Annotated in this window: 16 protein-coding genes; 10 read left to right on the top strand and 6 right to left on the bottom strand. The window is 72.5% G+C overall.

Features of this window, described 5'->3' with window-relative positions; genetic code table 11:
* Nucleotides 1–23: 23 nt before the first annotated feature.
* Both E6R62_RS10395 and E6R62_RS10390 read right to left on the bottom strand, forming a co-directional pair.
* Nucleotides 24–773, bottom strand: coding sequence for a VOC family protein (locus E6R62_RS10395; protein WP_136213145.1), 750 nt, complete (start codon nt 771–773; stop codon nt 24–26).
* 150 nt (nt 774–923) lie between these two features.
* Nucleotides 924–1,514: an HPP family protein gene (locus E6R62_RS10390; protein WP_136213067.1), complete on the bottom strand. Its 591-nt coding sequence runs from the start codon at nt 1,512–1,514 to the stop codon at nt 924–926.
* A 215-nt stretch (nt 1,515–1,729) separates the two neighbouring features.
* Here E6R62_RS10390 and E6R62_RS10385 point away from each other — a divergent pair, with 215 nt between their 5' ends.
* From E6R62_RS10385 to E6R62_RS10370, 4 genes are all read left to right on the top strand, one after another.
* The gene (locus tag E6R62_RS10385) at nt 1,730–2,221 is read left to right on the top strand and encodes a hypothetical protein (RefSeq protein ID WP_136213066.1); all 492 of its coding nucleotides are present in this window, start codon (nt 1,730–1,732) and stop codon (nt 2,219–2,221) included.
* A 56-nt stretch (nt 2,222–2,277) separates the two neighbouring features.
* Nucleotides 2,278–3,342 (top strand): GNAT family N-acetyltransferase, encoded by a 1,065-nt coding sequence (locus E6R62_RS10380; protein ID WP_136213065.1) that lies wholly within the window; start codon nt 2,278–2,280, stop codon nt 3,340–3,342.
* A 97-nt stretch (nt 3,343–3,439) separates the two neighbouring features.
* Entirely contained in the window at nt 3,440–3,973 is a 534-nt protein-coding gene (locus tag E6R62_RS10375) for a GNAT family N-acetyltransferase (protein ID WP_136213064.1), read from the top strand.
* A 174-nt stretch (nt 3,974–4,147) separates the two neighbouring features.
* Nucleotides 4,148–5,509 (top strand): FAD-dependent oxidoreductase, encoded by a 1,362-nt coding sequence (locus E6R62_RS10370; protein ID WP_136213063.1) that lies wholly within the window; start codon nt 4,148–4,150, stop codon nt 5,507–5,509.
* Nucleotides 5,510–5,585: 76 nt separating this feature from the next.
* Here the strand turns inward: E6R62_RS10370 and E6R62_RS10365 are convergent, their stop codons facing one another.
* Nucleotides 5,586–6,077 (bottom strand): hypothetical protein, encoded by a 492-nt coding sequence (locus E6R62_RS10365; RefSeq protein ID WP_136213062.1) that lies wholly within the window; start codon nt 6,075–6,077, stop codon nt 5,586–5,588.
* Between the two features lie 209 nt (nt 6,078–6,286).
* Here E6R62_RS10365 and E6R62_RS10360 point away from each other — a divergent pair, with 209 nt between their 5' ends.
* The 5 genes from E6R62_RS10360 to E6R62_RS10340 all read left to right on the top strand — a co-directional run bounded on the left by E6R62_RS10360 (nt 6,287) and on the right by E6R62_RS10340 (nt 11,577).
* Entirely contained in the window at nt 6,287–6,949 is a 663-nt protein-coding gene (locus E6R62_RS10360; protein ID WP_136213061.1) for an NADPH-dependent F420 reductase, read from the top strand.
* 359 nt (nt 6,950–7,308) lie between these two features.
* Nucleotides 7,309–7,512: a cold-shock protein gene (locus E6R62_RS10355; RefSeq protein WP_030228921.1), complete on the top strand. Its 204-nt coding sequence runs from the start codon at nt 7,309–7,311 to the stop codon at nt 7,510–7,512.
* Between the two features lie 126 nt (nt 7,513–7,638).
* Entirely contained in the window at nt 7,639–9,024 is a 1,386-nt protein-coding gene (locus E6R62_RS10350) for a VWA domain-containing protein (RefSeq protein ID WP_136213060.1), read from the top strand.
* Between the two features lie 151 nt (nt 9,025–9,175).
* Entirely contained in the window at nt 9,176–10,930 is a 1,755-nt protein-coding gene (locus E6R62_RS10345) for a glycosyl hydrolase family 18 protein (protein WP_136213059.1), read from the top strand.
* Between the two features lie 53 nt (nt 10,931–10,983).
* Nucleotides 10,984–11,577 carry a HutD family protein gene (locus E6R62_RS10340; protein ID WP_136213058.1) on the top strand — a complete coding sequence of 198 codons (594 nt, stop codon included), beginning with the start codon at nt 10,984–10,986 and terminating at the stop codon, nt 11,575–11,577.
* Nucleotides 11,578–11,786: 209 nt separating this feature from the next.
* On the opposite strand, the gene E6R62_RS10335 is transcribed toward E6R62_RS10340, so the two are convergent.
* Nucleotides 11,787–12,290 carry a hypothetical protein gene (locus E6R62_RS10335; RefSeq protein ID WP_136213057.1) on the bottom strand — a complete coding sequence of 168 codons (504 nt, stop codon included), beginning with the start codon at nt 12,288–12,290 and terminating at the stop codon, nt 11,787–11,789.
* Nucleotides 12,291–12,676: 386 nt separating this feature from the next.
* Between E6R62_RS10335 and E6R62_RS10330 the strand changes: the two genes are divergently transcribed.
* On the top strand, nt 12,677–14,149 hold the full coding sequence (locus E6R62_RS10330) for a multicopper oxidase family protein (RefSeq protein WP_168714017.1): 1,473 nt from the start codon (nt 12,677–12,679) through the stop codon (nt 14,147–14,149).
* Nucleotides 14,150–14,164: 15 nt separating this feature from the next.
* Here E6R62_RS10330 and E6R62_RS10325 read toward each other — a convergent pair whose 3' ends face one another.
* Both E6R62_RS10325 and E6R62_RS10320 read right to left on the bottom strand, forming a co-directional pair.
* The gene (locus tag E6R62_RS10325) at nt 14,165–14,980 is read right to left on the bottom strand and encodes a class I SAM-dependent methyltransferase (RefSeq protein ID WP_136213056.1); all 816 of its coding nucleotides are present in this window, start codon (nt 14,978–14,980) and stop codon (nt 14,165–14,167) included.
* A gap of 59 nt (nt 14,981–15,039) precedes the next feature.
* A complete protein-coding gene (locus E6R62_RS10320; protein WP_136213055.1) occupies nt 15,040–15,381 on the bottom strand; it encodes a hypothetical protein in 342 nt (113 codons plus the stop codon).
* Between the last annotated feature and the right edge of the window lie 86 nt (nt 15,382–15,467).

The raw sequence follows: 15,467 nt of genomic DNA, 5'->3' as shown, positions 1-15,467 counted from the left end.
CGCCGGACCGGGCACATCGGAGATCACGGCGACAGCGGCGTCGACAGGGACGTGGTGAGGGTGAACAGGGCCCCGTCGGGGTCGCGCAACGCCACCCACCGCTCCCGGGCGTTGGAGGTGATGTCCGAGACGGTGCGCCCGCCGAGCGAGACGGCCGCCTCGACGGCCGGCTCCAGGCGCGGCACCCGGAAGTGGACGTGCCAGCGGGGCCGGCTGTGCGGGCTGTAGGAGGCCGCCTCCACGGGGCCGCTGTTCAGCCGGGCCACGGGCTCCCCGTTCTGCCGCAGCACGACCTGGTCCTCCTCGTAGGAGACCTCGCAGCAGCCCGGACGGCCGGTGGCCCATTCCAGCACCGCCCCGTAGAACAGGGCCGCGTCGAACGCGTTGCGGGTCCGCAGCTCCAGCCAGGCCGGGGCGGGGCCGCGTCCCACCCGCCAGTCGGAGGCCACCGGCCCCTCCCAGATGCCGAACACCGCGCCGTCGACATCGGCCGCCAGCGCGCCGCGACCGCCGATGGGGAAGGAGACCGGCCCGACGGCGACGGTTCCGCTGCGCTCCCTGATCCGGCTCACCGCCACGTCCGCGTCGTCCACGGCGAAGTACGGCGTCCAGGCGACGGCCACCTCCAGGTCTCCGGCGAGGGCGCCGATCCCCGCCACCGGCGAGCCGTCGACCCGGGCGACGGAGAAGCCCTCGCCCAGACGCGTCCGCCGGAAGCTCCAGCCCACCACCGCCGCGTAGAAACGTTGTGAGGCCTCCAGGTCGCGGGCCATCAGGCTCACCCAGCAGGGTGCCCCGAACACGTCCTTGGTCGAGATCTCCACCACTTGTTCCGCCCTTCACCGCCACCGTGACCGCGCCGTCCGGTCACAAGAAGTAGCGCCCGAGCACCCTCGGTGGCGCGGAGGCGCGCCATCGCGGACTCACCACCAATAGGCAGGGTACTTCGGGGCCTTCCGGCGGACGCGGGAGGCGGCGTAGCCGGTGAGCACGAGCAGCACGGTCGAACCGAACAGCAGCGGCAGGAACCTGCCCGGCGCCGGGGCCTGGAGCACGACGATGACGGAGGTGGCGCAGGCCGCCGAGTGCGGGGTCCGCGCGAGCATGAGCAGGGCCAGGGTCACGCCCGCGGCGACGGCGGCGGCCCAGGCGCTGCCGCCGGCCAGGGCGAGGACCCCGTAGCCGACGCCCGCGCCCAGCAGGTGGCCCAGCACGACCCCGCGCGGCTGCGCCAGCGGCAGGGTGGGCGCGCTGTGCACCAGCGCGGCGCTCGCGGCGAGCGGCGGTATCAGCACCGGCTCGTGGATCATCGCTCCGATCGCCACGAGAGCCAGGAGCACGGTGGTCACGGCGCTGACGCTGTGGAAAGCGGCGGCCGGGGTCGGCCGCGCCGGAGCGTTGCCGGTCAGGGTCGGCACCCGGATCTGCCGCGACGGCTCGGGGGCGACGGGACCGACCGGCGCGAAGCCGTCGGCGGCGGCCGGGGACGGGTACAGGGCGGTGTCGGAACTCATGTGAGGGTGGAACTTTTCCGGTGCGGGGGGAGCCGAGCCGGGGTACACGGCGGCGAGGGCGGGGCGGGAGGCGGTGTCCGGATCTTATCGGTCACAAGTACGACGAGCGTCGCCGGGGTGGGCAAAGAGCCCATCGGCCACGAATGACCGGAACCGATCGTGTATGACTGCGGGGGTCACCGGGCAGTCCCGCCGTGGGACCAGGAAGGACGAACATGACGACGCCCTCGCACCCCGCCGGTGCCCCCACCGACCTGGACGCGGTCATCGCGGAAGCCCCCGCCGGGGCCACCGGTGCGTTGTGGCGGCTGACCGATGCGGGGCGTGTTCTCGACGCGAACCTGATCCGCCTGCCGCCCGGCGGCGTCATCGCCGAGCACCGCGAACCGGCGCTCGACGTGCTCCTGGTCGTGGTCGAGGGCAGCGGCCGGCTGGACACCGACGCCGGCGCGCACCACCTGCGGCCCCACACCGCGGCCCTGCTGACCAAGAACACCCCGCGCTCCCTCAGCGCGGGCCCGGACGGCATCGCCTACCTCACCGTCCACCCGCGCCGCCCCGGCCTCGGCATCGGCGCGCCGCCCGCGCCGGCCGAAGGCGGCGAGACGGCCTGTCTGCTGCACCGGGTGTGCGCGGACTGCGGCCGGCTCGCCTCCGAACGGGACGCCCGCCACTGCTCCCGCTGCGGGGCGGCCCTCCCCGACTGAGCCGAGACGGGGACCCGGCCCCCCGGGTCCGTCGCGAAAGGCCTAGGGTCGACCTCATGACGCTCTTCACCGCCGGCGACCTCACCCGCACCGTCGCGGAAGCGGTGGGGGCCCTGCGCGAGGTGGCGGACCGGGATTGGTCCCTGCCGGCGGCGGGGCTGGAGTGGAGCTGCCGCGACACGGCCGTCCACCTGACCTCGGACCTGACCGCGTTCGCCGCCCAACTGGCCGGGCGCGCCGACTCCTGGCTGCCGCTCACGGTCGGCGCCGCAGCCGAGGCCGCCCCCGACGCCCTGATCGACCTCGTGGAGGCGAGCGGACGCCTGCTGGCGGCCGCCGTCTTCGCCGCCGACCCGCAAGACCGCGCCTGGCACCGCGCGGGCGCGGCCGGCGCCGACGGGTTCGCCGCCATGGGCGCCACCGAGCTGCTGCTGCACGCACACGACATCCTGCACGGCCTGGGCCGCGCCGACTGGACCGGCTCCGCGCACACCGGCGCCCTGATCCTCGACCGGCTCTTCCCGCACGCCCCGCGCCCCGCCTCGGCCGACGCGTGGGGCTCGCTCCTGGCCGCGACCGGCCGGGCCGACCTCCCGGGCCTGCCCCGCCGGCGAAATTGGCGCTGGTACGGCGACCCGATCAGGGGAGCGGGCGTCGTCCTGTGCGAGATCGGCCCCTCGGCCGCCGCCGACCTGCACACCGGCGGGGAGGGCGGCTTCGTGTGGGCCGAGGACGGCCCGCCCGAGGGGACCCGGATCGCCGCCGGGATGCTGGGCCTGGCGCGCGAGGTCGGCGAGTACCACCCCGGCTGGGGCCCGTACGCCATCATCCGGGCCGCCGACCGCCTGGCGATCGGCGGCATCGGCTTCCACGGCGCCCCCGACCCCGAGGGGCAGGCGGAGATCGGCTACGACCTCGTCCCGTCGGCCCGGGGCCGCGGACACGCCACGGACGCGGTGCGCGCCCTGGCGGCCCGGGCCTTCGCGCGGCCGGGCCTGACCGCGCTGCGCGCGGTCGTCGAGGAGGGCAACGCCCCCTCGCACGCCGTGGTGCGGCGGGCCGGGTTCCGGCGGGACGGCTCCGAGGACGGCACCGTCCGCTACCTCCTTCGCCGGCCCTGAGCCTGCGTGGGGCGCGTGTCGGGTCCGCGGCGGGCCCGAGGGGGCCCGAGCGGGGCCCGATTAACCCGGGTGGGGCCGCGTTCGGCAGGATGTGGGCATGACCGAGATCCGTACCCCCCGCCTCCTGCTCCGCCGCTGGACCGACGACGACCTCGTCCCCCTGTCGGAGATCAACGCCGATCCCGAGGTTATGCGCTGGATCGGTGACGGCTCCACGCTCGACCTGGAGGAGACGGCCGACGCCATCGAGCTCTGGGAGGACGAGTGGGACGAGGAGGGCTTCGGCCTGTTCGCCGTCGAGCTGCTGGGTTCCGGTGAGCTGATCGGCGTCGTGGGTCTGACGGTGCCGCAGTGGCTGCCCGCGGTGATGCCCGCGGTGGAGATCACCTGGCGTCTCGGCCGACAGTTCTGGGGCCAGGGGTACGCCTCGGAGGCCGCCCAGGCCACCTTGGAGTTCGCCCTCCAGGACCGCGGCCTGGACCGGGTGATCGCGATCAACCGGGCCGGCAACGAGGAGTCCGAGAACGTCATCCGCAAGCTGGGCATGGAGTCGGAACGACGGGTCGAGGCCCCGGAGACGGGCGCCCTGCTCGACGTCCACTCCATCGACCTCACGGAGTACGAGGCCTGAGCCCCGGGCGGCCACCCGACCCCGAGCGGGAGGCGCCGGCATCCCAAAGCACTGCTTTGGGATGCCATAAGAGCTGTTTATGAGGTCATAAGCCGGGGCCGGGTGCCGGGTTAGGGTCGCCTTAGCTTAGGGTTCCCTTGATCAGCCTGTTTGTCGGTCGAAGGGAACCACACCATGCCTCGCCCCCTGCGGGTAGCGATAGTCGGCGCCGGCCCCGCCGGTATCTACGCGGCCGACGCGCTGCTGAAGTCCGAGGCGGCCGCCGAACCGGGCGTCTCCATCGACCTCTTCGAACGGATGCCGGCCCCCTTCGGCCTGATCCGCTACGGCGTCGCCCCCGACCACCCGCGGATCAAGGGCATCATCACCGCCCTGCACCAGGTGCTCGACAAGCCACAGGTCCGCCTCTTCGGCAACGTCGACTACCCGAACGACATCTCGCTCGACGAGCTGCGCGCCTTCTACGACGCGGTGATCTTCTCCACCGGCGCCACCGCCGACCGAGAGCTGCGGATACCGGGCGTCGAGCTGGAGGGATCGTACGGCGCGGCCGACTTCGTCTCCTGGTACGACGGGCACCCCGACGTGCCGCGCACCTGGCCGCTGGAGGCCGAGAAGGTCGCGGTCCTCGGCGTCGGCAACGTCGCGCTCGACGTCGCCCGCATCCTCGCGAAGACGGCCGACGAACTGCTGCCGACCGAGATCCCGCCGAACGTCTACGAGGGGCTCAAGGCCAACCGCGCGCTCGAAGTGCACGTCTTCGGCCGGCGCGGCCCGGCGCAGGCGAAGTTCAGCCCGATGGAGCTGCGCGAACTGGACCACTCGCCGAACATCGAGGTCATCGTCAACCCCGAGGACATCGACTACGACGCGGGCTCGATCGCCACCCGCCGCGCCAACAAGCAGGCCGACATGGTCGCCAAGACCCTGGAGAACTGGGCGATCCGCGACATCGGCGACCGCCCGCACAAACTGTTCCTGCACTTCTTCGAATCCCCCGTCGAGGTGCTCGGCGAGGACGGCAAGGTCGTCGCACTGCGCACCGAGCGGACCGAACTCGACGGCACGGGCAACGTCACGGGCACCGGCCGGTTCACGGACTGGGACGTCCAGTCGGTGTACCGGGCCGTGGGCTACCTCTCCGACGAGCTGCCCAAGCTGCCCTGGGACGTCGAGTCCGGCACCGTCCCCGACGAGGGCGGCCGCGTGATCGAGGCCGGTGCGCACCTGCCCTCGACCTACGTCACCGGCTGGATCCGGCGCGGCCCCATCGGCCTGATCGGCCACACCAAGGGCGACGCGAACGAGACCGTGGCGAACCTCCTCGCCGACCACGCCGAAGGCCGCCTGCTCACCCCGGTCTCGCCGGACCCGGAGGCGGTGGAGGCGTTCCTGGCGGAGCGCCGGGTCCGCTTCACCACCTGGGAGGGCTGGTACAGGCTGGACGCCGCGGAGAAGGCGCTGGGCGAGCCGCAGGGCCGCGAGCGCGTGAAGCTGGTGGAGCGCGAGGACATGCTCGACGCGAGCGGCGCGTAAGCGCGAGGCGTGAGCGCGAGGCGCAACAGCGAGGGGGCCCGCCGTCGGCGGGCCCCCTCGCGCGTCCGGCCGCGGATCAGTCCTTGATCGAGGTGATCTTCCGCGTCTTGAGGTCGGCCTGGACGTGGATCTCCGTGGTGTCGCCGGCGCCCCAGGTGAGGGTGACGGTGGCGTTGGTCTTGCCCGTCCCGCTGCCGGTGGAGGAGACCTTCCACTGGAGGGGGACGTTCTGCGCACGCAGCACGCCGTTCGCGTGGTTCGCGGCCTCCCACTGCTTCAGCTCCAGTTGCAGGGGCTTGGCGAGGTAGAAGGCGCGGAGTTGGTCGGCCGTCTTGCCGTCACCGTCGTAGACGGCGTCGATGTAGGAGCCGTAGAAGTCGGCGATCCGGGTGAACGCGCCCTCGGGGCTGCCCGACACGGACGGCGGCGCGGCCGCCGCCGACCCGGTGTTCGGGGTCGGCGTGGTGGCGGAAGCTCCGGTGGCGAAAGCGAGGGACAGCGCGGCCGCGGCGGCGGTCGCCGCGGTGGCGAGGGCGATGGTCGTGCGCTTGGTCGGACGCTTGAACATGTTTTCGTACCTTTCCCCGTGACCTGATGCGTGCCGGTACGATCCCCGGCGCCGCACCCGAAGACCGCCACTCGGGACATGTCGGTTCTCGCTCCGCGGAAAATGGCCGAAAATCCACCCGATGGTGTCGGGTGAGCCGGAATGCCCCGGAGCCCGGCGCGGTTCGGAGAAAAGCGATACCCGAAACCGCGCACTGCACTGGAGAGCTCATGAAGATCGGCATCATCGGCGCCGGCAACATCGGCGGCAACCTCACCCGTCGGCTCACCGCACTCGGGCACGAGGTCGCCGTGGCGAACTCGCGCGGACCCGAGACCCTCGCGGCGCTGGCCGAGGAGACCGGCGCCACGCCCGTCACGGTCGCCGAGGCGGCCCGCGGCGCGGAGGTCGTGGTCGTCACCGTCCCCCTCAAGAACGTGCCCGACCTGCCCGCCGGGCTCTTCGACGGCGCCGCGGAGGGCTTCGCGGTCCTCGACACGTGCAACTACTACCCCCGTGAGCGGGACGGCCGCATCCCCGGCATCGAGGACGAGGGCCTGACCGAGAGCCGCTGGACCGAACGCCACCTGGGTCACCCGGTCGTCAAGGCCTTCAACGGCACGTACGCGGCCGACATCCTCGAACGGCCCCGTCCGGCCGGCGATCCCGACCGGATGGCCCTGCCGGTCGCCGGGGACGACGAGACGGCCAAGAAGACCGTGCGGGACCTCATCGACGAACTCGGCTTCGACACCGTCGACGCCGGCGGCATCGACGAGTCGTGGCGCCAGCAGCCCGACACGCCGGTGTACGGGCTGCGCGCGGGCGTCGAAGCCGTCACCAAGGCGCTCGCCGAGGCCTCCCCGGAGCGCCCGCAGGCCTTCCGCGGCTGACCCGGGCGGGGCGGAGCCACGGGGGAGGCCGGCCGCTCCCCGCGGCCCCGCCCACGCCGGTCGTGATCCGCCGCCCTCGAATATCTGTCGCCGCCGGTGCAGAAATTCATCGAATGGCGGTCGAGATTCGCGGCGTTGGGAAAAAACGACGAGGAAACCTTCCGTGCCGGAGCTCCTGCACTGTGCTACGGTCAACGCAGTTGCAGTTGTGGTTCCCAAAGACTTCAAGTGCTCCCCTCGGATTCCCTTCCGCCGGGTGCACTTTTTATTTCCGATGATTTTCGGACGGGGCAATCATTACTTCGACTCCGGTGCCCGCACAGTGTGGGTCCGGGAACAGCCCCAAAGGAGAAACTCATATGGCATCTGGCACCGTGAAGTGGTTCAACGCGGAAAAGGGCTTCGGCTTCATCGAGCAGGACGGTGGCGGCGCTGACGTGTTCGCCCACTACTCGAACATCGCCACCCAGGGCTTCCGTGAGCTTCAGGAAGGCCAGAAGGTGAACTTCGATGTCACGCAGGGCCAGAAGGGCCCCCAGGCCGAGAACATCGTTCCCGCCTGACGCCTTCCGGGCGTGTGACCGTCGTCGAGGCCCGCACCGTGAGGTGCGGGCCTCGACGCGTTGTCGGGGGAGCCTCGTGTCCCGGACACGTTCCGCCCGGGCGGGGCGGCGGGCAGACTGTGCGCCGTGACGATACTGAGCAAAGGTGCCAATCTGCCCGTCGGGGCCTCCTCCGTCAGAGCGGTGCTCGGCTGGTCGGCCGGGCCGGGCGTGCCGGAAGTGGACGCCTCCGCGCTGCTGCTGACACGGAGCGGGCGCGTGCGCTCCGACGGCGACTTCGTCTTCTACAACCAGCCGCGGCACGCCTCGGGCGCCGTGCGCCACATCGGAAAACGGCCCGGCGCGGACGCGGTCGACGTCGATCTGGCCGCCCTGGAACCCGAGATCGAGCGGGTCGTCCTGTGCGCGTCCGCCGACGGCGGCAGCTTCGGTCAGGTGCCCGGGCTGCACCTGCGGCTGCTCGACTCGGTGTCCGAGGCGGAACTCGCCCGCTTCGACATGGCCGCCGACACCGAGACCGCCTACCTGAGCGGCGAGTTCTACCGTCGAGCCGGCGCCTGGAAGTTCCGGGCGGTCGGGCAGGGGTACGCGAGCGGTCTGGCCGGGCTGGCCACCGACTTCGGCATCACCGTCGACGAGGGGCCGCCGCCACCGGTGGTGGCCCCGGCCCCCGTGCCGGCCCCCGTGCCCGCCCTCACGCCCAGGCCGCTTCGCGCGTCGGGGCCGGAGCCCGCGGTTCCCGTCCGCTTGGTCAAGGGCGAGGAGCGGCTCCCCCCTGAGATGCGCGAGCGCCTGTCCCTTCGCAAACGACAGGTCGCCGTCAGCCTCACCAAGAGCGGCGCCACCGGGGTCAGCGCCCGGGTCGTCCTCGTTCTCGATGCCTCCGGCTCGATGTCCACGCTGTACGCGCGCGGCACGGTGGCCGGTGTGGTCGAGCGCATGGCCGCCGTCGCCGCCCAACTCGACGACGACGGCGAGATGCAGGCCTGGACGTTCGCCACCCACCCCGCCCGGCTGCCCGACCTCACGATCGCCGAACTCCCGGAATGGCTGCGGCTGCACGTCCGGGTCGGCCGGATGAGTCTCTTCGGGCGGAACAAGCCGGACAAGACACTCCTGCCCGGTCAGGTCGACATGCGCGACGTCGGTTTCCAGAACGAGGAACAGCGCGTCATCGCCGAGGTGCGCGCCTATGTGCGCGACCACCCCGTGCCCGCCCCCACCCTCGTGCTGTTCTTCTCCGACGGCGGCGTCTACCGCAACGACGAGATCGAACGGGAACTGCGCGCCGCCGTGGAGGAGCCGGTGTTCTGGCAGTTCGTCGGGCTCGGCCGGGCCGGCTTCGGGGTGCTGGAGCGCTTCGACACCATGCCCGGCCGCCGTGTCGACAACGTCGGCTTCTTCGCAGTGGACGACATCGACCGGATCTCCGACCCCGAGCTCTACGACCGGCTCCTGTCGGAGTTCCCGTCCTGGATGCGTGCCGCACGGCAGGCGGGCATCCTGCGCTGATCGGGGAACCCGCCCCGAACCCCCGGCCCCCATGGCGGGATCGGCGGGGCGGGCACGCCGGCGCGGATGGCTCCGGACCTCTTGACCTCCGGCTGGTCCAGACCAATCATGAGGCGTCCGCCCGTTCGCTCGCGCCCCACCGGGAGCTTCGATGACCCGACGACGTCCCCACGCCGTCCGCTTACTCACTGCCTTCGCCACCGTCGCCGCCACGGCCGGCCTGGTCCTCACAGCGGGCAGCGGCGCCGCGCACGCCGCGACGCCGCTGCCCGCCCACGTCTTCGCCCCGTACTTCGAGGCGTACTCCTCCGACAGCCCCGCCGATCTCGCCCAGAAGTCCGGTGCCAAGTACCTGACCATGGCCTTCGTCCAGACCGAGGCCAAGGGCTCCTGCACCCCGTACTGGAACGGCAGCACCGCCCAGCCCGTCTCCGCCGCCGTGTTCGGCGCCGACTTCACCACCATCCGCTCGCGCGGCGGGGACGTCATCCCCTCGTTCGGCGGCTACGCGGCCGACAACGGCGGCACCGAGATCGCCGACAGCTGCGCCAACGTGGACTCCGTCGCCGCCGCGTACGAGAAGGTCATCACCACGTACGACGTCACCCGCCTGGACATGGACATCGAGGACAACTCGCTGACCGACAAGGCGGGCATCGACCGCCGCAACCAGGCCATCAAGAAGGTGCAGGACTGGGCCGCCGCCAACGGCCGCCCCCTCCAGGTCTCCTACACCCTTCCCACCACCACGGGCGGCCTCGCGAGCAGCGGACTGGCCGTGCTCAAGAGCGCCAAGACCGCGGGCGCGCGCGTCGACGTCGTCAACCTCATGACCTTCGACTACTACGACGGCGCCACGCACCACATGGCCGACGACACCCGCACCGCCGCGGAGGGCCTCTACAACCAGCTCGCGACCCTGTACCCGACCAAGACCCCCGCCCAACTCTGGGGGATGGTCGGCGTCACCGAGATGCCCGGCATCGACGACTACGGTCCCGCCGAGACCTTCACCACCGCCGACGCGACCGCCGTCTACGACTGGGCCACCGCCAAGGGCATCAACACCCTTTCCTTCTGGGCCCTCCAGCGCGACAACGGCGGCTGCCCCGGAACCGGCGGCTCCGACACCTGTTCGGGCATCGCCCAGGATCCGTGGTATTTCAGCCACACCTTCGCGCCGTTCACGGGCGGCGGCGGCCCCGTCGTCGACGACTTCTCCGTCGCGGTCACGCCGGGATCGGCCTCCGTCGCCCCCGGCGGCACCGCCGGCGCGACCGTCGCCACGGCGGTCGTCTCCGGCGCCGCGCAACCCCTGGCCCTGACCGTCACCGGTGCCCCCGCCGGAGTGACGGCCACCCTGGCCCCCACCACCGTCACGGCGGGCGGCTCCACCCGGCTCACCCTCGCCGTCGGCACCTCGGTCGCGCCGGGCGTCTATCCGCTCACCGTCACCGCCGGCGGAGGTCGGCTCGCCCGCTCCGCGGGATTCACCCTGACCGTCCCCGGACCCGGCGGCGGCAGCGGAGCACTGGTCAACGGCGGTCTGGAGAGCGGCTCGCTCGCACCGTGGACCTGTGAGAACGGGGGCGCGATCGTCAACGCCCCCGCGCACGGGGGCTCGTACGCCCTCAAGGCCGTCCCGACCTCCGCGCAGACCGGGGAATGCGCGCAGACGCTCACCCTCGCACCCAACACCGCCTACACCCTCAGCGGCTGGGTACAGGGCGGGTACGCCTACCTCGGCGTGCGCGGCGGCGCCACCGGCAGTACGTGGACCAACTCGGCCGGCTGGACCAAGCTCGGCGTGCCGTTCACCACCGGCGCCTCCGGCACGGTCACCGTCTACGTGCACGGCTGGTACGGGCAGGGCGCCGTCTACGCGGACGACCTCGCGGTGGGCTGAGGAGTAGGCTCGGCCGGGCCCTGGGTGCGCACCCCCGGGCCCGGAAGGGCGACATGACGGACGGCACGACCGACGACGGGAGCGGCGGGGTGCGCGTGCTGCGCGCGGCCGGCCGGCCGGCGGCTCCCTGGAAGAACGGCGGGGGAGTCACCCGGGAGATCGCCGCCTGGCCCGAGGGCGCCGGGATGGAGGACTTCCTCTGGCGGGTGAGCCTCGCCGACGTGACCGCCGACGGGCCGTTCTCCGTCTTTCCCGGCGTGGACCGGGTCCTCACCCTCGCCGAGGGCGCGGGCATGGTCCTGACGGTCGGCGGCGTGCGGCGCCTCGTGGACGAACGCTTCGTCCCGCAGCACTTCCCCGGCGGCCGGCCCACCGAGTGCCGGCTCCTCGGGGGTCCCGTCGTGAACTTCAACGTGATGTACCGCGGGCAGGCCGTCGAGGCCGAAGTCGCCGTCGTCCGCGGCGATCTGTCGCTCGCCGTTCCGCCCAGCGCGACGCTCGTGGTCGTGGCCCTGGACGGGCCGGTGGCGCTCGGCGACCGGGTCCGACTCGGCCCTTACGACGCCGCCTCGGTCACCGGTCCCGGCGCCCGCGCGCTCCGCGCCGACGGCCGGGCGGCCGTGGTCAGGCTGACGCCGCGCCCCTGACGACCGCGTGCTCGGCGCGGAGGCCGTCCCGCCCCGGTTGTCGGGCGCGTACGGGAGCGACCCGGCCGAGGCCGACAGGCCACTCCCGGGACGGCAGTCGGCGTCCCGCGCTCCCCGTGTTCCTCGCGCTCCCCGCGTCCGTGCGGAACCGGTGCGCGCCGCGGTCTCGTCGGCCCGCGGCGCGCACCCGGCTCAGCGGGACCGCACGCTCAGTGGAACAGCATGGAGGCGTCGCCCGCGGCCGTGGTGACCGAGCCGGGACAGAGGAAACCGCCCGAGACCTTGGTCGCCGTAAAGGCCTGGTTGACGTACTTGCGGGTGGAGGCGTCACGGTCCCACACGATGCCGGTGGCCTTGAACCGGCAGGAGACGAAGCTCTGTTTGCCGCTGATGTCGATGGCGTCCACCCTCGCGACACCGCTCGCGTCGTCGAAGGTGAAGGCCGGGTTGTTGTTGAGGGTGGCGGTGATGCCGCCCCCGCAGGACAGATTGCCGCCGGGGGCGTTGACGGTGTTCCTGTCGACGGTCAGGGCGGCGGGCGGGACGGCGCTGGTTCGCGCGTTCGTCCAGCTACAGGTGTTGCCGGCGACGACGATGACGCCGTCCATCTTCTGGTCGACGTTGGGCCCGAGGGCCAGAGCCGTCGTGGAACCGCCGAGCAGCACGGCGGCGGCCAGGGCGGTGACGCCCGGCCAGGTCGAGAACTTCCTCATGTCGCTCCTCCTTGCCACGTACGTGTGGGGATGTACGGGCGGGGCCCGGGGGGCCGCGCCGCAGTGCGCCCGGCCGTGGCGGGGTGGGGTTCCCGCAGGCGGGCCGGGGGAGAGAGCCTTCGTGCGCGGACCGCAGAGGTACGGGGGGACCGGCGCGGTCCGGTCACGTCCACGGAAGGTGTCACAGGGGTCTTGAAATGTCAGGCCCATGTCAAAACTTTGGCCGAATGGCGCCGGCCGGCGGGTGACCGCCGCCGGTTCGTGCGGGCCTTGTGCGGGGCACCAGCGAGTCACGACCGGCCACTCGCACACTTGACCCCGTCCACCAGTACGTACATGCCGTCCCGCCGGCGCGTAGTCGCCAAGGCAGCACCCTCGGGGGAACAGTGATCAGTCGTAGGACCGTCGTCCGGGCGGGCGTGGCCGCCGGCAGCGTCATCGGGACGGGCGGCATGCTGCTGCCCGTCGTGAACGCCGCGGCGAACGAGCCCCGTGTCGCCGGAGCCGAGCTCGACCCGGCCGGCATAGCGAAGTTCACGCAGCGGATGCCCCTGGCGCCCGTGCTCCGGCCGTACCTCACCAACGGCACCACCAGCTACTACCGGATGACCTTGAAGGAAGCGACCAAGGAGGTCGTGCCCGGCCTGAGCACCATGCTGCGCACCTTCAACGGCTCCTTCCCCGGCCCCGTCATCAAGGCCGAGTCGGGCCGCCGCGTCGTGATCCGGCAGACCAACGCGCTGGACGTGCCCACCTCGATCCACCTGCACGGCGCCCACGTCCCGCAGGACAGCGACGGTTCCCCGATGGACCTCATCGCGGCCAAGGGCGGCACCAAGACGTACACGTACCCCAACACGCAGCCGCACGCGAACCTGTGGTTCCACGACCACGCCCACCACATGGAGTCGGAGAACGTCTTCCGCGGGATGACGGGCACCTACATCCTCACCGACGACACCGAACGCCGGCTGGGCCTGCCGTCCGGTGGCTACGACATCCCCATCGCGCTGCGCGACGCCCGCTTCACCGACACCGGCGAACTCGTCTACGAGATGGGCGATTTCCGCCACCGCAACGTCATCCTCGCCAACGGCAAGGCCTGGCCGTTCTTCGAGGTCGCGGCGCGCAAGTACCGGCTGCGCCTCACCAACACGGCCAACCAGCGGTTCTTCGGCCTGAGTCTCGCCGACGGCTCGGAGATCGTGCAGATCGGCACCGACGGCGGCCTGCTGACCGCGCCCTACCGCACCGACACGGTGTCCATCTCCCCGGGCGAACGGGCGGACGTCGTCATCGACTTCTCCCGCTACCCCGTGGGCACCACCATCGAACTGCGCAACAAGCACATCGACCGGGACGAGCCGGCCAACGAGATCGGCGCCGTCCTCCAGTTCCGCGTCACCCGTACCGCGCAGGACGACAGCGTGGTCCCCGACACGCTCAGGACGCTCCCGGCGCTGCCCACGCCCACCGTCAACCGCACCGTCGACATGAAGATGGACGAGACCGGCGCCCCGAACAGCATGGCGTACATCAACGGCAAGACGTACGACATGGACCGGATCGACACCGAGATCGCCTACGGTGCCACCGAGATCTGGACCGTCCACAACTCCAACCAGTTCGCGCCGCACAACTTCCACATGCACCTGGTGCAGTTCCGGGTGCTGGAGCGCAACGGCCGGCCGGTCACGGAGGGCCCCGAGACGGGGCTGAAGGACACCGTGCCGCTCAAGCCGGGCGAGACGGTCAAGATCCAGGCGACCTTCACCGGCTACCGGGGCACGTACGTCTACCACTGCCACCTGTTCGATCACGGCGCGATGGGCATGATGGCGAACATGCGCATCTCCTGACCCCGCGCGGCCGACTCAGGCCGCGCCGGCGGACGGCTTCCGGCCCAGGACGGCCCACGCGCGCAGGCCCAGCGCGAGGGACCCGTCCGGCCGGGCCGGCAAGGAGGAGCGCAACGCCTCGCGCAGCCTCTCCCGGTCGGGCGGGGCGAGGGCGGCGACGTAGCCGGGGGCGGGGCCCTGGCCGGAGAGGAACGGCTCCCACAGGTCGCCGAAGGCGGCGAACTCCGCCCGCACCTCGATCGGGGCGACGTGCACGCCGTCCAACCCCGCCGACGTCCACAGGGCGCGCAGTGCCTCCGGGCTGCAGAGCCCGAAGCGGCGCCCCTCGTCCAGCTCGACCGCCGCCGCGTCCAGCGATGCGGCGGCGTCCCAGAAGCGGCGCAGGAGCCCCATGCCCTCGGCGTAGTCCCATACGTAACAGGCGACGAGTCCGCCCGGGCGCGCCGCGCGCGCCGCCTCGGCGACCGCGGCGCCCGGTGCGGGCAGGAAGTTGAGGGCGAGCGCGCTGACCACGGCGTCGCAGGTCCCGTCGCGAACGGGCAGGGACAGCGCGTCGGCCAGTAAGAACCGCGCCGCCGGACCCGTCGCGACGGCGCGCGCCGCCGCGACGTACCCGGCGGACCGGTCGACTCCCACGACCAGCCGGGGCCGGGCCAGACCGGTGATCGAGGAGGTCAGGGCCCCGGTGCCACAGCACGCGTCGAGCCACACCCCGTCGTCCCCGACGCCCAGCCAGTCCACGAACCGGCCGGCGACGAGGCGGCTCCAGCGCCCCATGTACCTCTCGTAGGCGTCTCCCGCCGCCCACACGTCGAACCTTCGCTCCGTCATACGGCCACGATGACGCACCGGGCGCCCGCGGGGCGTCAGGAGGCCTGTGTCGGGCGCGGTCAGCCCGCGGCGGGCGCCCCGTCGAGTTCCCAGGCGTGGCGCTTGAACTCGCGGGCGAAGTCGGGGTGGTCCTCCCACTGGCGGGCGATGCCGCGCAGGACGTCCCAGTGGTGTTCCACCGACTGGTCGATGGCGCGGCGGAGGGCGGGCTCCGCCTCGGCCCGCCGCCCGATGAGGCCCTTGACCGCGGACGCCTCCAGCACCGCGCCGCGCAAGGCGCGCAGGGCACGGGAGGTGTCGTCCATCGCGAAGCCGTTCTCGCTGCCGGTCTCGGCGGCGAACAGCGGGGTGAGGCGCGCCTCGATGAAGGCGGTGATCCGCGTGAAGTGCTGAACGTCCATGGGGGCTCCATCTCCTGCCACGCGGCGACACCGCGGCCCGGCATATGTGGGTACTTCGGCCGACCCACCCTAGTGGGACGGCGGAG

Source organism: Streptomyces sp. A1136 (assembly GCF_004795055.1).
Lineage (GTDB): Bacteria > Actinomycetota > Actinomycetes > Streptomycetales > Streptomycetaceae > Streptomyces.
Note: the sequence above shows the minus strand (reverse complement) of the source record. Positions and strands in the feature narration are given on the sequence as shown.